The organism is Bradyrhizobium sp. UFLA06-24, from assembly GCF_054967145.1.
This window is the reverse complement of the sequence record NZ_JADFUE010000096.1, coordinates 1-16258: the sequence shown is the minus strand read 5'-3', so window position 1 is coordinate 16258 and position 16258 is coordinate 1. Positions and strand designations below refer to the sequence as shown.

The 16258-nt window shown below is 58.5% G+C and carries 13 protein-coding genes and 4 pseudogenes; 8 read left to right on the top strand and 9 right to left on the bottom strand.

Annotated features, from left to right (window positions below):
- Positions 1-289: 289 nt before the first annotated feature.
- Both IF809_RS35655 and IF809_RS35650 read right to left on the bottom strand, forming a co-directional pair.
- Positions 290-529 (bottom strand): hypothetical protein, encoded by a 240-nt coding sequence (locus IF809_RS35655; protein WP_462839879.1) that lies wholly within the window; start codon positions 527-529, stop codon positions 290-292.
- Positions 526-771: pseudogene (locus IF809_RS35650) on the bottom strand (transposase domain-containing protein); the annotation flags it as partial. The gene IF809_RS35655 and the pseudogene IF809_RS35650, both read right to left, overlap by 4 nt.
- Before the next feature lie 448 nt (positions 772-1219).
- On the opposite strand from IF809_RS35650, the gene IF809_RS35645 reads away from it, so the two are divergent.
- From IF809_RS35645 to IF809_RS35625, 5 genes are all read left to right on the top strand, one after another.
- The gene (locus tag IF809_RS35645; protein ID WP_462839878.1) at positions 1220-1609 is read left to right on the top strand and encodes a hypothetical protein; all 390 of its coding nucleotides are present in this window, start codon (positions 1220-1222) and stop codon (positions 1607-1609) included.
- Positions 1569-1892: a PilZ domain-containing protein gene (locus tag IF809_RS35640; RefSeq protein ID WP_453982626.1), complete on the top strand. Its 324-nt coding sequence runs from the start codon at positions 1569-1571 to the stop codon at positions 1890-1892. Before IF809_RS35645 ends, IF809_RS35640 begins: the two co-directional genes overlap by 41 nt.
- A 15-nt stretch (positions 1893-1907) precedes the next feature.
- On the top strand, positions 1908-2156 hold the full coding sequence (locus IF809_RS35635) for a hypothetical protein (protein ID WP_128964935.1): 249 nt from the start codon (positions 1908-1910) through the stop codon (positions 2154-2156).
- A gap of 20 nt (positions 2157-2176) precedes the next feature.
- The gene (locus tag IF809_RS35630; protein WP_462839881.1) at positions 2177-3232 is read left to right on the top strand and encodes an HD-GYP domain-containing protein; all 1056 of its coding nucleotides are present in this window, start codon (positions 2177-2179) and stop codon (positions 3230-3232) included.
- Between the two features lie 1092 nt (positions 3233-4324).
- Positions 4325-4873, top strand: a complete 549-nt coding sequence (locus IF809_RS35625) for a LabA-like NYN domain-containing protein (protein ID WP_462839877.1) — start codon at positions 4325-4327, stop codon at positions 4871-4873.
- A 7-nt stretch (positions 4874-4880) separates the two neighbouring features.
- Here the strand turns inward: IF809_RS35625 and IF809_RS35620 are convergent, their stop codons facing one another.
- From IF809_RS35620 to IF809_RS35600, 5 genes and pseudogenes are all read right to left on the bottom strand, one after another.
- Positions 4881-5219: a hypothetical protein gene (locus IF809_RS35620; protein ID WP_462839876.1), complete on the bottom strand. Its 339-nt coding sequence runs from the start codon at positions 5217-5219 to the stop codon at positions 4881-4883.
- 1187 nt (positions 5220-6406) lie between these two features.
- Positions 6407-6745 (bottom strand): hypothetical protein, encoded by a 339-nt coding sequence (locus IF809_RS35615; RefSeq protein WP_462839875.1) that lies wholly within the window; start codon positions 6743-6745, stop codon positions 6407-6409.
- Between the two features lie 1135 nt (positions 6746-7880).
- On the bottom strand, positions 7881-8144 hold the full coding sequence (locus IF809_RS35610; protein ID WP_462839874.1) for a hypothetical protein: 264 nt from the start codon (positions 8142-8144) through the stop codon (positions 7881-7883).
- A gap of 811 nt (positions 8145-8955) precedes the next feature.
- A pseudogene (locus IF809_RS35605) lies at positions 8956-9066 on the bottom strand (PEPxxWA-CTERM sorting domain-containing protein); the annotation flags it as partial.
- An 823-nt stretch (positions 9067-9889) separates the two neighbouring features.
- Complete coding sequence (locus IF809_RS35600; protein WP_462839880.1) at positions 9890-10090, bottom strand: hypothetical protein; 201 nt, start codon at positions 10088-10090, stop codon at positions 9890-9892.
- 190 nt (positions 10091-10280) lie between these two features.
- Here IF809_RS35600 and IF809_RS35595 point away from each other — a divergent pair, with 190 nt between their 5' ends.
- Both IF809_RS35595 and IF809_RS35590 read left to right on the top strand, forming a co-directional pair.
- Entirely contained in the window at positions 10281-10463 is a 183-nt protein-coding gene (locus IF809_RS35595) for a hypothetical protein (protein ID WP_128969217.1), read from the top strand.
- 793 nt (positions 10464-11256) lie between these two features.
- Positions 11257-11526: pseudogene (locus IF809_RS35590) on the top strand (hypothetical protein).
- Between the two features lie 305 nt (positions 11527-11831).
- On the opposite strand, the gene IF809_RS35585 reads toward IF809_RS35590, so the two are convergent.
- The gene (locus IF809_RS35585) at positions 11832-12506 is read right to left on the bottom strand and encodes an HAD family hydrolase (RefSeq protein WP_462839873.1); all 675 of its coding nucleotides are present in this window, start codon (positions 12504-12506) and stop codon (positions 11832-11834) included.
- A gap of 322 nt (positions 12507-12828) precedes the next feature.
- A pseudogene (gene ku, locus IF809_RS35580) lies at positions 12829-13754 on the bottom strand (non-homologous end joining protein Ku).
- Positions 13755-14437: 683 nt separating this feature from the next.
- On the opposite strand from ku, the gene IF809_RS35575 reads away from it, so the two are divergent.
- Positions 14438-15591, top strand: a protein-coding gene (locus IF809_RS35575; RefSeq protein ID WP_462839872.1) for an IS3 family transposase whose coding sequence is annotated in 2 segments (ribosomal slippage) — positions 14438-14687 and positions 14687-15591 — 1155 coding nt in all. Because the reading frame shifts where the segments join, the coding sequence is not laid out codon by codon here.
- Positions 15592-16258: the final 667 nt, after the last annotated feature.

Below are 16258 nucleotides of genomic sequence, written 5' to 3'. Positions count from 1 at the left end.
GATGTGTATAAGAGACAGCCCACCGCCTTTAATCCCACAGACCGAAAACCATTTCGCCAGCCAAATCTCGGCCGCGATGCAGAGGGCGGGCATAGGTCGGTAAAACAGACGGCACCGCAGGATAGGCTACCAATGAGGGCTCCCCGGTTGGACGCGCAACGACGCTGATCGCTGATCACCGCCCGAAACATCCCGGCCGGTTCGCATGAGCCATCGCTTCGAACGCCTTCGCCAGCTCATCCGGACTGTGCTTGGTCTTGAAGGTATCCGTTCGGCGTAGGCCGCAGCGTCACCGCCTGAGCAGTTCAGGGTGTTCTTTGTAGAACTTGATGAGCTCGATCAGGTTATCGATGCCGAAGTCGGTGAACGCCTGGACGCCGTCTTCTCCGACGCCATAGACCCAGATGACGCCATCCTCGATCTCCATCTCGTTTGCGATGTCCCACAGCCAATCTTCATCTTCGCCGAGGTCTTTGGCGACCTTGGCGAGGGTGGTGACGTGATGGACTTTGTTAACGTGCGTGGTCATGCTGCTTGAGCAGAGAGTGTTGATGCCGGCGTCCAATTCCAGGGCAGAAGCTCGTCCAGGCGATGAGCCGGGTGCGTGGCGATGCGATCAAGGACATCGGCCAGCCACACCTGCGGGTCGAGGCCGTTCATTTTTGCCGTGACGATCAAGCTGTACATGGTCGCCGCACGCCGTCCGCCGCGATCGGAGCCGCAGAACAGCCAGGACTTTCTGCCAAGAGCAATGCCCCTCAGCCCTCCCTCGCGAACGGCGCGACGAAGATCCCGTCTGGGGACGGGCGAGCAGCCGCTGCAGGTGGTCTTGTGAAGGTGCGGCGGCAGCGGCCGAAGGTCCTCGCCGTCCCTGGCGAGCACGTCGAAGGCATAGAGCTGGACCTCCTGGTCGTGCTTCCGGCTGTGCAGGGCGTTGAAGTCGGAGACGCCGACGGTGGCGAGCACGACGGCCTCGCCTCCCCCGCGCGAATTGTTTGGGTCGGCGGTATCCACACACCTGACATGGAGCATTTCTTTAACTTATGTTAGCAACTCTAGGATGAAATGACTGAACGGGTCGCCGCGCGACGTGATTGTTGTCCGCGAAGCCGCAAGTGACACACGGGCGGCAACGACGGGGCTTGTGCTCATACTCTCGCGGGTTGTTGTTTGTTGATTTGCGTGATGGGCAATGAAGCCCAAACGGATTTTAGACCACATGTCTACCGTGCTGGAATTCCGCCGGCCTCGCCGCTGCCAGACTTGGTCGAAGCGATCAGGCTTCGATCCACGCGCCATGCTAACGCAGGTTGGCGCGCTCGTCTCGACCGTTGAAATTCAAGAACCCAGCTCAGCAGAGGATTTGGGACGAGCGATCTTCATTCTCGAACTGGCCAACGCCAGTATTCGATTGTTGATCGGGCAACTGTCGAGCAGGACAACGGCAAACCAACTGTTATCTCAGTCCGAGCGCATCGATCAGCTCCTCACCGCTGCGCGCGGTGAGCTGCGCACGCTTTTTGAAAAACAATCATTTGAACCTGGTGCCTTCAATTTGGGGGATTGCGATGAGGGGGAGCAGCCGAAAGGCCAGCCGCGTACATTTTGAACACAAGCACCTGGTCAACATCGTCGGCGCAGACGGGACCTGGCGGCGAGGATGCGTTCTTCTCGACGCCTCTGCGACCGGGGCGAAGCTCGAAGTAGAAGGGTCCACCGACGTGCTCAAGGCTCAGGAATTTTTCCTCGTTCTGTCTTCCACCGGTTTGGCATTTCGACGGTGTGAGCTGGTTTGGGTCAACGGAGCACAGGTTGGTGTCCACTTCCTCACGGAGAAAACGAGAAAGCGCGCGGTCGCGATAAAGCAGAATAATTCCGCTCCTACGCCATAAGCGGGACATCCCTTCTTGAGCAATGCATTGCATCATATGCAGCTACTCTTTTCGCGGACGGTTTCCTTTATCGACGCCTCATCGTTAGCAATTTGCGAGGCTAGAGAGGCGCTGTTTCGGAACGGGAGCAAGGACTTTATTCTTTATCTGTCCAACGGTGATGGGTCGTCCGCCTCGGAGGAGCGATTGTTGTTTCTGGAATTGCGCGAGGCGCTGATCTGGTTGAACGAAGCACCTGAGGAACAGGGATCGTTTTGGATGTGAGAGATCCATTGTCCGACCTCATGAGCACTACTCCAAAGTTTGTGCAGGTTCTGGCCGATACTGCCGTCGGCCTTTCGGACCTCTGCAGCATGCTCAGCCGAAGATTCCGCGTCGCAGGTGAACGTCTCGATCTCGAAGCAAAGCTTACGGACGTACCCGACGCACTGGTTGTCCGGGCCGATCTACGGATGATCGATAACATCGCTGCTCTAAAAAAGAGAAATGCTCGAATAGCCAAGGTTCCCCGGCGGATATTCCTCGTGGAGCATCCATCTCACGTCGGAATCTCGCAAGCTTATGCACTTGGAGCCACACTCGCTGTACCGAGCACTATTAGCCCGCCGCGGTTATTCGAAGCGTTGCACGATCAAGCTAAGTCGACCGACGCCGGAGCGGCGCAGCCCAGCATCGCCGTCCATGCCGCAGTTGGCGCTATCGGATCGATGTTCACTGCGGTGTCGTTGAACAAGCCGCTGGATGTGATCGGCGCGAAACAGGCGGGCGCAAAGGTGGTTGATCGGATCAGGGAGCGAGGGCTTACCGAGTGGCTGGCAACCGTGCGGCGCCACCACGAAGGGACCTACCAGCACTGCCTGCTGGTTACCGGCGTAGCCATCGACTTCGGACTTAGCCTGGGACTGAAGCCAGCTGATCTCGAGCGCTTGTACTCTGCCGCGATCTTTCACGACATCGGTAAGGCGGCCATCCCGATAGCGATACTTGACAAGCCGGGACGGTTGAACGCGGACGAGCGGGGACTTGTCGAAACGCACCCGGTAACGGGATACGAATTCATGAAAGCCCAAACCGGGGTCTCACCTGAAATTCTTGATGCCGTCCGGCATCATCACGAATATCTCGACGGCAGCGGGTATCCGGACGCGCTCTGCGCCGGCAGCATCAGCGACATCGTTAGAATGTTGACCATCTCCGACATATTCGCCGCGTTGATCGAGCATCGCCACTATAAGCCGACGATGTCTCGGGCCGAGGCATACGGCACTCTCTTGGGCATGCAAGGGAAACTCGAAAAGGCGCTCGTGATTGCATTCAAGGAGGTCGCGCTGAGTCGGTAGCCCGCGCGGCGGATGGCGCGGAACTGACCACCGAATAGCTCAACTCCCGCTACCTGACCCATCGCGCCCATTCTGAGCAGTCTGCTTTTGGTCCGCTTCTCGGGGCAAAGCGGGCGGGAGCTGCCGCTCTCACGGTCAAGCGAGAGAGTTGCCTTCATCAGCCGCAGATACGTCCCTGACTCGTGCAGCTCGATCCAGCCGCGCTCTTGGGCGACCGTGATGCCTGCGCGAAATTCCTCGCCGCTACCGCCCATCTGGAGAAACGGCACGTTGACCAGCTCGATGCAATCCGGCTGTCCTGCACCGGCTCGATGCCGCTGGCGATCTCCGCGAATTTGCGGTCGTTGGCTGCAGTTGAAATGCCACTTCGGCTCACCTAATTCCCCCCTTGAGAGGGTTTGGACCAATCGGCGGCCCCACCTCGGAAGGAGCTTCAGGCGTTCGCTCGTGGGCACGAACGCAAGCACCAGCCAAGTGGCTAGCGCGGCACACCACAGCAACATCAGCCCCCCACAAAAAATGTCTTGGTTCAAACGAAAACCATTACGAAATAAAGTAATCCGAGCGCGATGAAAAAAAGGAGGATGGCGGTAAGATCGACGTAGTTCAACGCCCACCCCCAATCCGTACCCGAATTGCGTATAGTGGCGTAAAGGCCGAAGTCGCGCGTTTACATGGGTTAAGGTCTGGCCCGCCAGCCACAAGCCCGGTGCGCCTCGCAAAACCAGCGGCTGATGTCGCATCGGACGGAGAACTTCGATGGCGAAACCGCCGCTGGGCCTGAGTAATTTTGCACCTCCGTTCTGCGACTTACGGTCGCGGCGTCGATATTGATTCCGAAAGAACTGCCGTCTAAATAGTGTTCATTACCTGATACCCGCCTAACTCAAATCAGTGCGGGTTAAACTCGCAAGCGGAATGACACCTCATCGTGTTGCTGTTGCTTGTGGTGGCTAACTGCGCGCTTCTCTGTCGCGCCGAATGGTGCCGTACTCTTTGAAATGGCCGCCAAGTTTGCGGCTCCTCTTTCATCCGAAATCCAGCCCCGCATTGCGCATCGTAGTTGATCCGCACTGCGCGAGTAATGGCATCATGTCACCTACAATAAGCAAGATCGCGCTGTTCATTGACGGTGCAAATCTCTACGCGGCGTCGAAGGCCCTAGGGTTCGACATAGACTACAAGCGGCTTTTGCAGGAGTTCGTGCGGCATGGGACGCTTCTCCGCGCGTTCTACTATACTGCGGTCATCGAGGACGAGGAGTTCTCTTCGATCCGCCCTTTGACCGATTGGCTGGACTACAACGGCTACACCGTTGTCACTAAGGCGATCAAATCGTTCATCGACTCGGGTGGACGTCGCAAAATCAAAGGCAATATGGATATTGAACTTGCCCTTGATGCCCTGGAGCTTGCTCCTCACATCGACCGAATGGTGCTCTTCTCAGGTGACGGAGATTTCCGTTCCCTCGTCGCTGCGATGCAGCGACGTGGGGTGCACGTTACGGTCGTTTCGACGATGAACAGCCACCCGCCGATGATCGCAGACGAACTTCGCCGACAGGCCGATGCTTTTATCGACATCGCTGAATTGCGACCAGGCATCAGCCGCGATATCGCCGACAAGGGAGAGGCACGCTGAGGTCCGGCTATAGGGAGCGGTCGCTCACCTTGCGGCGCATCTGATGACAGTAGTTCTCCACGAACTGGGCGAGCGACTCGAAATTGACAAGCAGTCGTTCGGCTTGTACCCAATCGTCTGAGTCCGGACTAAACGAGTCCATTAAGCGCCGTTGGCGATCTGCGCGCGCCCGGCATGCTGTGGCCCTGCTTTCCACAAACTCAAGTTGCTCATGGTCATGGCCGAGCTTGTCCTCTTCCTCGATCAACAACGCGGTGATCGTTGACCTGGTTTGGCTCGGGACGTCACTGTTCTTCAATAGCTCCAGATAGTGATCGACATTTGCTCGCGCGATGAACCTCTGCATTGAGGCAATCCTTCCACTTGGGCGCTGGCAGGTTCCATCCTGCACCAGAACAGCGAGCAATGCCAGTCAGTCGGTTGGCTCAGATGCCCTACTTAACCGAGCTACACACCAGGCCTATCCCCCAAGTATTTTTGGGCGTCATTCCGAGTCTGATTTTACCATGGAGGGCGCTGGTGCTCGAACCCAGCCACAAAGGGCGGCCAAGCTGGTACCGGGTAATCGGGCGAGGCGTATGGATAAAATATTTTTAGGATAGGGGATTGGGACACAAAGGTGAAGAACGCGGTTTGCCGTTGATTTAGTTGACGATGTCGGGGTTCAACACTCCCTGCGCAGGGGAAAATGAACATGCGTGGAGATGCGTAGAGCGGGCACAAGACCCGTTAAGCCGTTTATCATCCGTCAGTTATCGCCATATCCGTCCCGCAAGCATCCGTCCGCTCACCCACACATCATTTGAACAGAACCGGGGACAACATTCTGGCATCACGCATGCGCCGCGACAGCAGCTTGGAAACACCCACGGCGAGATTGAAGAAGCCGCCGCGCGGCAAGCCCTATGCGGGGCCGTCGCTCGCGCGCGGCGTCCGAGAAGACTATCGCCGCCAACAAGACGGGCAACGGTAGTTGGATTGCGCGCTGCGCGAAACGGTCACTGCGGATATTGGACCAAGGTCGTCGGCGAAGCCGACGATCTCAGCAACGGCCGAAGCATTTTGACTTTCTTCGAGGTAGAGCCCATCATCCTGAAGCTGGCACGCTGCGAGGACGGAGCAGCCGATTCCGCTCCGCTCACCCTCGATACCGCGCTGACGTCTACAAGAGCGATCTGGAAGCGCGTCAAGCCACCCCCTACAACGCGGACCGGGCGCGCGCGCACCTCACCAGCGCGCTGCTCAGCAAGCCGGTGGCGCTGCTCGGCGCCGAAGAGCAGACCAAGTGGCGCAACGGCCTGCTCAGTAACCTGGCGCCGGGCACGGTCAACCGTCTCTGCTCATCGACATCGGTTACAGAGCACTGGCCACGAAGCTTCATCTTGACAAGGGTGGATCGCCCCAAGGGATGGCGCGCCTGAATAACGCACGCGATCAACTGAAGAAGCTCGTCGCAAGGGTGACTACCACTAGCCTGGCCAAGCGCGCCGGGCTTTCCTCATTTCTGGATCGGGGCTGAGGGCAACACGTCAGTCAAATGCCACGAGAGTTGATCTTCGCGCGCAAGCGGTGACAAAAGTCATCCAGCAAGGTTTGCAGGTTCTCGAAGTTCACCAGCAGCCTTTCGGCTTGATCGCGTTCCGCCGTGCCGAATGCGAAAACTTCGCGCCGTTTCTTGGCTCGGTTCACGCGTTCGCGGCCAAGTTCGGCTCGGCTCTCTGCGAACCCGAGTTGCTCCAGATCATGACTAAGCTTGTCCTCTTCGCCGATCAGCAGCTTGGTAACGGTGCTCCGATTATGAGGCGTAAGGTCGCTCCTCTCCAGCAGGCTCAGGTAATGATCGACGTTGGCGCAGGCGACGTATGGGTTCATGGCTGGGCCCCCCGTGAGACAGCATACTAGTTCGGGGGAACCGGCAGACATCCGTATTTTTACGGCTCGTGGCAATTTGGACGCCTCGTACAATACGGGCGTTCCTCTACTGGAGCGCCCGCGTTCGCGACATGTTCGGCGGCTGGACACGCGCGGCCTGCTAAGCGCTCCAACTCGGCCAACAGCCGGTTGCGATCCTGCAAGTGCAGCTGCTGTGTCGCGCGCATCGTCCCAAGGACCTTCAGAGCTTCAGTGATATCGTGGCCATCGCGGTCCAGCTCCGCAATCAGAGCCTCTTGCTTCGCAAGGTGGTGGTTACCGAGAGCGACATGTCGCTCCGCCATGGCAAGGTGCTGTTGCAACATGGTGAGGTCCATGCGCCTTTGTACAACCCGGCGAGAGCCGCCGGTTGATCTGGATCAGTCTTTCCTTTGATCCACGTCAACGGCCGCCGGCGGCCCATCGCAACCATTCGATCGTGACCCCGTTCGACAAACCGGCGCCGCCGCCGAAACCCAAACCCGCGCCCAAGCCACGCAAGTGGCTGATGGATGAGGCGCTGGGGAACGTCGAGGGGTATGCGGACGACCTCCGGGCAGCGCGAGAGGTCGGATTGAGCCCTTGGATGGCACACAACGTGCTTGTTTACTGGTCACCGCGCCGATCGTGCGGAACGTCGCGGCGTCGGTCGCAGGAGCGGCCTTTTAGGACCGCTCCTGCGATCTTCGCATGAAAGCGCCAGCGCTCTAATCCGCAATTGGATCAGCTGCCGGGAGCATTGGGGGCTGGAAACCGAGACATGCCATGTTCGCTCTCTAGGTGCAATCCTCAGGATGACGCCATTTTCGGAACGGGATGTTCTGCTGTAAGACCATCATGAAGGATGCTTAAGTTCTCATCGAGGCGCGCTTCGAGTCATCGCGCCAGCTGCGCGTTGGGCGATGGCTTCCGGTTGGCTCTGCCGGACGATTCTTCTTGCCCCCCAGCCGTCCACACATGGCCCGTCGCGCCATTCTGAGCACGTCTGCTTTCGGTCCGCTACTCGGAGCCAAGCGGCCGAGAGCTGCAGCTCTTACGGTCAAGCGAGAGGATTTGTTTGCGTCCACCGAACGGTCCCCGACTCATGCAGCTCGATCTAGCCGCGCTCGTGCGCGAGCGCGATGCCTCCGCGAAATTCCTCGCCGCTGCCTCCCATCTTGAGGAACGGCACGTTGATAAGCTCGATGTAGATCCGTCTGCCCTGCACCGGCTCGATGACGCTGGCGATCTCGATCGGTTTGCAGGCGGCGGCTTCCGTGTCGCTGAAGGAGGGGCAGCAGCGTGCTTTATGCGGGATCGATAAGCTGAGTCGCCACGTGGGCCAAGCGATGCGGGGTGAGGGTTCGGGAAGGACGGACAAGTGGTGCGCCATCACTAACAGCTATTAACCGCATGTGGGCGGATCGGTTTACTCGATCGAAACAGCAGCTAGATGACAATCATAGCTTGTCAAATCGATAGAGGTCGGCGTCGATGGACGACAAAGTCAAAGTCAGATGCCCGTTCTGCACCAGGCTGTTCAATGAACGATCACAGAGGGTGCGTGACGGCCATCAGATCAACTGCCAGCAGTGTGTCCGCCTCATTACCTTCACTAAGGATACGGAAGACCCCTTCATGCGGCGGGCCTTAAAAGCGGCACGAGAAGTGCGTGCTGCAATTGACGCTGAAAAACTCGCACGTCTGCGGGGGTCGTCGGACTATTCGCGAGGCCAGTGACACGATCTACTTAGTTTTTTGCTGTGGTTTACATTGCCACGCCGAGGCTCCATCCGCGAATTTTTCTTCTGCCCTTGCGCCAGCTTTTGCCGGAGCAAACTGCCGGCATCGGCGAGCCCATAGACATCAAACACGTCCCCCGCAAGTTGGCCAAGCGCACGCAGAACGCCAGCTTGAATCAGATAAGAACACCAGCAGCTATTTTCTGCGCTCTACCGTTCGGCACTTACAGGCTAAGTCGAACGGCGGACCCGGCAAGGTCACCGTGACGCCCATAGCCACAGCGCTGGCGCACGGTCGCTAGCGAAGCGGATGCGGCCGATCGGTGGCCTTCCTCGCGAACCGAGTAGTCATCTGGGCCGATCGGGCGAAGGGTGAGCATCTAGTGATGGTAGCAAAAAGCCGCCCCGATCAGGAGCGACTTTGTCGTGATTGATGGGATGCGGAGGCGCTCAGGTGACTGCGAGCGCGCTGCCGATCTGTTTGCGCAGATACGCTATGAAGCCAAGGCCGCAGAAGCCGAGAATCATCATGGCCCATGTGGAGGGCTCGGGGACGGCTGCCACTTTCCTGGAGCCTGCGGAGGTTCTTACCCCTTGGAAAAAGTCCAGCGTTGAAAGGCAGGCACCTCTCGCGTGGTAGATACCTCGGTGCAGTCACCAAGCTCACCCAAATCACTTGCGACCCGCTCGCATGAGACGCCTGATGGTGAGGGCCGAGTTTGGCAGGAACCGTGCATGTCCGGAGCCCGGTTCGCGCATCGAGATCGGGCCCGTTAAGGAAGTGGTTACTGATCACTGCCACCATTTCCATATTAGGTCGCATAGGCGGCAGCAAATTCTGAGAACGCTTAAATCTTTCAACACGCCCAGTTGGCGGTCTTTTGAAGGAGAGGCCCAATGTTTAAGGGCTTTGCAGTGCCAGTTGTGGCGATGATTACCACAGCGCAGCTGGATCAATATCTAACTAACGGTCGGTACACCGATGCCGCGATGGGCATGCTGCGGCAAATCAGGCACTCATTTGGGTTTTGAATAATTGTTTAGCGATGAGCTGATTAGGACGGCGCAGCTGGATCAATACTTGAGGCGGTCGGTACAGCGATGCCGCCATGGCTATCCTGCACCAAATCAGGCACACATTTGGGTCTTAGATGATGGTTTAACGCGAAAGCCATGTGGTGGACACCTCATGGGCTGATCTCGATAGCGATGAACAGCGCACCATAGCTGTATTGAGAGCCGGACTTTCCATCGAATTGTGCGACCCTCTCGCCCTCCTGACGTTAAGACGCCTAGGTCTAATCGTAGGGTTCAATTTGACGGCTGCCGGGCACGAGTTGCGAAGATATGGCGTTGTGAAGAGTGCCGCAGGCTCCCGCTCCGCTTAGACCACCCGATCTGTGGTGACCCGCAAGCTGCGAACGTAGTAACCGTGTCGCTGAACGGCTGATTTGATCTCATCGCTAACCTTCAGAATTCTCCGTCTGCTCTTGCGCCACTTTTTTCCGGAGTAAGCTGCCGGTATCGGCGAGCCTAAACTTAGAACGAGCAGGTCACTCGCCCCATTGCGATAGACATCAAACACCTTCATCCCCCGCGACTTATTTATCGGAGCAAGATTGACATGCGCTTTGGTCGCGTCAATGAACCAACTTGGCACCTCCGATGGTCGCGCAGGTTGCACCCCCGCAACAACATATGCCGCTTGTGAATTACGGGGAAAATGCCCCCATAATGACACGATCTACTTAGGTTTCTGTTTGGATGTTGTTCGTATGCCACGAGAACGCACCATCTCTGCTCTTGATGAATACGAGCTGGCAGTCGATGAGATCGTAGCCGCTTGTGACGGCGATCTGCGCGATGCGCTCAGAGCGCTGATGCTGCTGAACGAGCGGCTGGAGCTGAGATTGGAGCAGTTGTGTGAGGTTCATCCTCCTCACCAGCGTCTGCATTAGCGGATTTAGAGGCTGAGTTTGCCCAAGCAATCGAGCGGAGAGCGCGATTTCGGCGGCAGTCTTCAAGAACTGGCGATCGCTAGGGGAGACGAAGGGCGACGCCGGAAAGCACTGAAAAACAAGTAAAATCAACTTGGCTGCTGGAGCATTGCTACCACGCGATGCTACCACTAACAAGCTCTCCGCCACGGCCTCGGCGGCCGCCGGCGAGATGCGCGCGATTGCCGCACAGCGCGGCGAGGCCGCCCTTGATGTCTATCCTCGCAATCCGATCACCGTCTTTAGGCTTAGACGCCGCACGGCTTGGTCGGCTCGGCCTGGCATGCACGATGGTCGCCGTCACCATCTGGCGGACCGTCGCGAACTCGGTCGGGTAGCCACGCTTCAACTCTTCAGGCATTTCCACAGCGGCGCCGGGCGAGTTTGGACAACCGTCGCGCCGAGCCGATCCGCGAGACCTGATTACCGCGGCAACTGTGCCGGGAGGTTGCCTTGCTCCATCTGTTCATAGACCAGCGCCAGCCGCTCTGCCTGTTGCGCATTCCAAGTCGCCCAAGCTGTATATGGCCTTTAACGCGCAGACATTAGGCGTCGTCCCTCACAAAGCTGTTAGCCAATCGTAAGTTTGTTAGCCAAGAAGGCGCCTTACCGAGCCGCGGCGGCACCGATGGGCACGTGACCGGCGGAACAGGTGGACAAGCTTCATCCCTACCGGCTGCGAATCCCTGCCACGTGCTTACCGCCCGGAACGAGCAGGCGGGCGGACGGATTCGACCTTGCAGGAGCGCTCACTATGCTGATGACAAAGGAAAGGCGATCAGTAATCCGGACGCTGCGCGGCTGGGCGGTCGCTGTGCTGTAGGAGGCCGGCGCCATTCAAGAATGCGAAGAGCATGGCTGGGCGAAGGACCGCGCTGACCCTCACGCCCGCGATCGCGCCATCGCACTCGCCCACCGGCATCCACCCCTCGGGACCTCTCCCACGGAAGCCGTCGCGGCGATCTGCGACGTCCTGGATTCGGTCGGCGACACGTGCCCGGAGTGTCCGGACGGAAGTTGCTGAAGCGGCGGGTAATCGCGATATTGGGTTCGGATGGATCCAACGTTCGTCCTGACAGCTGAACTGGATCCCGCCAGCATCACCTGGCTGCACGGATTGCGGCGGGAATTCAAACAAAAAAGCAAGCAAGCTCGAACAGCAACAATTGTTTCATTAGGCGTGTCGATAAATGATTGCGAGAAAGAGCGACCGAAACAGCCTGAGCAAGAAGTGTCATTTGCGACATCCTAGCGGACCTGTTCTATGTGTCGCCAGGGGCAGTCAGAGGTTCAAGGCTGGACATTGAATGCACTCGCTGGATTTGTTTGTTAGGCGGTGCGCGACATGGCCAGCAAAGAGTTCTCAAAGCAGGCGAAGAGCGCCGCTGGACCAGGGTAAATTTCGGCGCATCCCGCCCGCCTTAACTCGTCCTCGGTGAACCCACCTGATAGAACACCGATCGTCGTGATCCCGGCTTTTCTGGCCGCGATGGCGTCGTAAGGTGTGTCTCCGATGGCTACGGCATCGCTGCCCGTGATGCCGAGTTTCCCGAGAGCGGTTTCGAAGATGTCCGGGGCGGGTTTGGACTGCTGCACGTCGTCTGAACAAGTGGTCACTTCCGCCAGATTGGCAATGCCTGCGATATCGAGGTATGTGGCTAACTCATCTTTCTTAGCCGATGAAGCGACTGCAAGCCGGATGCCTGCATGCCGAATTCGGCGCAGCAGGTCTGGCACTGCCGAAAATGGGCGCACCAGCGGCAAATAGGCGCTTTTGAAGCGATTGCCGCGCCAGGCCTCCATTTCCTCGCCGTGGTCTTTCTGCTCGGCCTCGGAAAGGAAGACAGGAATGAGCTTGTCGCCACCCTTTCCAATCTGGCTACGAACTTGCGCGAAGCTGACGTTATGGCCGAACTTCACCATTGCTTCGCGCCAAGCAAGAGCGTGAAAATCGACGGAATCGATAAGAGTCCCGTCGAGGTCGAAGATTGCAGCTTTAGGCATTCACACCTCCTTGTGGCGCGATCTGGCGATTGCGGCATACCACTCGGCGTAAGGCGAGCCACATAACGATTGAGGTCCGGCGAGCCGTCCTTCCACCAGACGGGAGCGTCTCTCGCCAAGGCGCGCTTGGCGTCTTCCACGGCCCAATGCGCCGCCCTCTGGGCATCGAGATCCGCACTAGCCTTCGCGTTCCGGACCGCCCGCCTGGTACATGAGCTGTTTCACGAGCTTCGACTTCTCGTCTTCTTCGAGGTCCGGGCTCGCTATCCGCCAGAGCCGTCTGCGGACGACGATGTAGCGGCCGTCTGCGTGACAAGATGCTTCACGCTGACTTGCTCCGGGTTCCAGCAGCCGGCTTCTTGGCAGCAACTCCTTTGCCTGCTGCTTGCCGGCGATCGGCATCAACATCTCCTTCTGGCTGGGCCCCGCCTTCTTTGAGTTCTTGGCTGGCTTGGCCGCCCTGGCCGGCGTTGCCTCTTGCCCGACGCTGCGCCGTAGGGCTTCCATGAGGTCGACGACGTTTTCGCCCTTGGGCCGCTCCTTCGGGCCGATGGTCTTGCCTGCGCGCTTCTGATTGATGAGGTCAACTAGCGCGCTCTCGTAGTGATCCTCAAACTTCTCCGGATCGAACCGCCCGCCCTTTTGGTTCACGATGTGCTTGGCGAGATCCAGCATGTCTTTTGTGACCTTAACGTCCTGGATTTCATCGAAATATTCCTGCTCGCTGCGCACCTCATAGGGGTAGCGGAGCAGTGTGCCGACAAGCACTTTGTCCAGCGGCTCCAGCGCAATGATATGCTCCCGGTTCGTGAGCACGACCCGGCCGATCGCAACCTTCTCCATCTCACGGATTGTCTCGCGGATGACGGCGAAGGCATCGTGGCCCACCTTTCCGTCTGGACGCAAGTAATAGGGCCTGATCAGGTATCTCGGGTCTATGTCGGAACGATCGACGAACTCATCGATCTCGATGGTACGCGTGGACTCCAGCGCGATCTCTTCAAGCTCCGCTTTCGACACCTCAATGTATTGGCCCTTCTCGAACTCGTAGCCCTTGACGATATCTTCGCTAGAGACCCCCTCCCCGGCATCGGCGTCGACTTTCAGGTATTTGACCCGATGGCCCGTTGACCGGTTCAACTGGTTGAAAGCGATCTTCTCACTCTCCGACGTCGCTGGAAAGAGCGCCACCGGGCAGGTCACGAGGGAAAGACGAAGAAACCCTTTCCAGTTGGCGTGGGGGGCCATTACGCGGAACTCCAGAGTCTTGACACACGAACTTAAGACGAATGGCGCACCCCGGTTCCGACCTCGGATTGGCCGCCCCTGGATCAATGTAGGGTTCTAGGTGAGGAGGGTCACCATTTCATAGGCGGCTACAACCGCCCCCAGCCAACGCCGCCAGGGATTCGCGCCGCGGGCGATCTCATCGGCGGCCCAGACGAAAAGCCCGCCCTTGAAGACTACGGTCAGGACGAAACCGAGCGTGCCGACCCATCCGAAGCAGAGCGCCGGCTGCTATGACGATTCAAAGGATTGGGTTCGGCCATTGAGCAATCGTATTGGCACCAGTTTCCCGGTTGCGGAAAAACCAATTCAGGAATCGACGCACAGTGGTGAACCATCGTCCGGAAAGCTAAACGCAATGATCTGATTTGGCTGAAACGAGTCGCTTAACAAGGGGGCAGCCAGCTTTCTGCGCGTCCTTGATCCATCTTGAGCCGGCCCACAGGCCAGCATTCGATTTACAAGTTATCCGGGTTGGGCCCTTCTATAACTTCCGAAAGTAGGTCAGCCGTACTGCGCAGGCTATTTCGTACCTTCTCAGGCTTCTGACTCGAAGGGAAAGCCGAGATAACCTCAGGACGAATGAGCTGCTGCCGGTTTGATGGACACCAAGATTAGGTGTTTGATTGAGCCGGAGGTGAGCGATGAAGAGACGGAAGTTCAGTCGCGAGTTCAAGATCGAAGCGGTCAAGCTGGTCAAGGAACGCGGGGTGTCGGTTGCGCAGGCCGGCCGCGACCTGGACGTTCATGAGAATGTGCTGCGCAAGTGGGTCAAGGAGTTCGGCTCTGACCCAGTGCAGGCCTTTCCCGGCCACGGGCAGATGAAGCCGGAGCAGCAGGAGATCGAGGGATTGCGCCGTGAGGTCGCCAAGTTGAAGGCCGAGCGGGATATCCTAAAAAAGGCCGCAGCCTTCTTCGCGAAGGAAGCGACATGAAGTTCGTCTTCATCGCGAAGCACCGGGCGATCTGGCCGGTGGCATGGCTATGCGATGCGCTGGGGGTATCGCGGTCGGGCTTCCATGCCTGGCTGAACCGCTCTCCCAGCGCCAGATCCCGCAGCGACGAAGAGCTCGGCGGCAAGGTGAAAGCCAGCTTCATGGCGAGCGACCGCACCTATGGTGCGCGCCGGGTGTGGCGCGATCTGCTCGCCGATGGGGCTGACTGTGGCCTGCACCAGATCGAGCGGCTGATGCGCCTACAGGGCTTGCGGGCACGCCCGCGCCGGCGGCGCTTGCCGAAGGATAACGGCGATCGGCAGCTCGAGACGGTGCCGGTGAACCTCCTTGACCGGCAGTTCGCTGCCGAGCGGCCGAACCAGAAGTGGATCGCTGACTTCACCTATCTCTGGACAGCCGAGGGCTGGCTCTACGTGGCGGCGGTGATCGATCTGTTCTCGCGCCGGGTGGTCGGCTGGTCGATGAGTGCCGCGATGACGGCGCAACTTGTGACCGACGCCCTGCTGATGGCCGTATGGCGCCGCGGCAAGCCGGATGCCCTGCTACACCACTCCGACCAGGGCAGCCAGTACACCAGCGAGCAGTTCCAGCGCCTGATGGCCGACCATGGCATCGTCTGCAGCATGAGCCGCTCCGGCAACGTCTGGGACAACGCGGCGATGGAGAGCTTCTTCTCCTCGCTCAAGACTGAACGGACGGAAGGCAAAACCTACAGGACCAGAGACCAGGCACGAGCCGATGTGTTCGACTACATCGAACGATTTTACAACACGATCCGCAGGCACTCGACCATCGGCTATCTCAGCCCGGTTGAGTTCGAGCGCAAGGTGGGATTAGCTTAACCCGGTGTCCATCAAACCGGCAGCAGCTCAGAACCCGAATATCCGATCCAAGTTGCCCATCAGCTGCAACAGATGCTCATCGGCTTCAGCCCCGACCGGGATTACCGCTACATCGAGATCAATCGCGCGCTGCGGCGGATGTGCCCCGACTTGATTGCGCAACTTCGCTGAGGTGGTCGACCTGCTGAAGGAGAAGCACCTCACACTCAACTCCTTTTCAGAACTGCGCAAGCTAGGACCGATCCGACAGATCGGGGCGCCGAGCTGATGATCGCAATTCAACCTGGTGCTGGCGGTTGGCTACGTGTCAAACCTGCTCCGCAACCGCAAGGTGGTCGGATATCTTGCCAAGCACCCTCAGGAATTGCTGTTCGAATTCCGGCGCATCACGGAATCCGAGCTCAACGCGGCGTGACGCTTCGCGGGTATTAAATCAATTTCGCGGCGTTCGCGTATGCGTATCGAAGACGTCGGTTGATAACCCCCTCTCAACTTCTGACACCGCTAACTTGAGCTTCGCGGCCCCTTCGCAGGTCGCGTGCTATTGATCATCCGATGACGATCAGACTAGGAATAGATCCTGATGCAGGTGCGCAAACGCCGTCAGGATGTTGTGGTCGACGGGTGCGAGCGGGCCAGCCGTAAAGTTGAAGGTCTGACCCGCATT

Bases quoted from the DNA above. Each gene is read 5' to 3' on its own strand.
- IF809_RS35585 (WP_462839873.1), bottom strand. From the start codon at position 12,506: ATGCCTAAAGCTGCAATCTTCGACCTCGACGGGACTCTTATCGATTCC.
- IF809_RS35630 (WP_462839881.1), top strand. From the start codon at position 2,177: ATGAGCACTACTCCAAAGTTTGTGCAGGTTCTGGCCGATACTGCCGTC.
- IF809_RS35620 (WP_462839876.1), bottom strand. From the start codon at position 5,219: ATGCAGAGGTTCATCGCGCGAGCAAATGTCGATCACTATCTGGAGCTA.
- IF809_RS35640 (WP_453982626.1), top strand. From the start codon at position 1,569: ATGAGGGGGAGCAGCCGAAAGGCCAGCCGCGTACATTTTGAACACAAG.
- IF809_RS35615 (WP_462839875.1), bottom strand. From the start codon at position 6,745: ATGAACCCATACGTCGCCTGCGCCAACGTCGATCATTACCTGAGCCTG.
- IF809_RS35595 (WP_128969217.1), top strand. From the start codon at position 10,281: ATGCCACGAGAACGCACCATCTCTGCTCTTGATGAATACGAGCTGGCA.
- IF809_RS35625 (WP_462839877.1), top strand. From the start codon at position 4,325: ATGTCACCTACAATAAGCAAGATCGCGCTGTTCATTGACGGTGCAAAT.
- IF809_RS35645 (WP_462839878.1), top strand. From the start codon at position 1,220: ATGTCTACCGTGCTGGAATTCCGCCGGCCTCGCCGCTGCCAGACTTGG.
- IF809_RS35655 (WP_462839879.1), bottom strand. From the start codon at position 529: ATGACCACGCACGTTAACAAAGTCCATCACGTCACCACCCTCGCCAAG.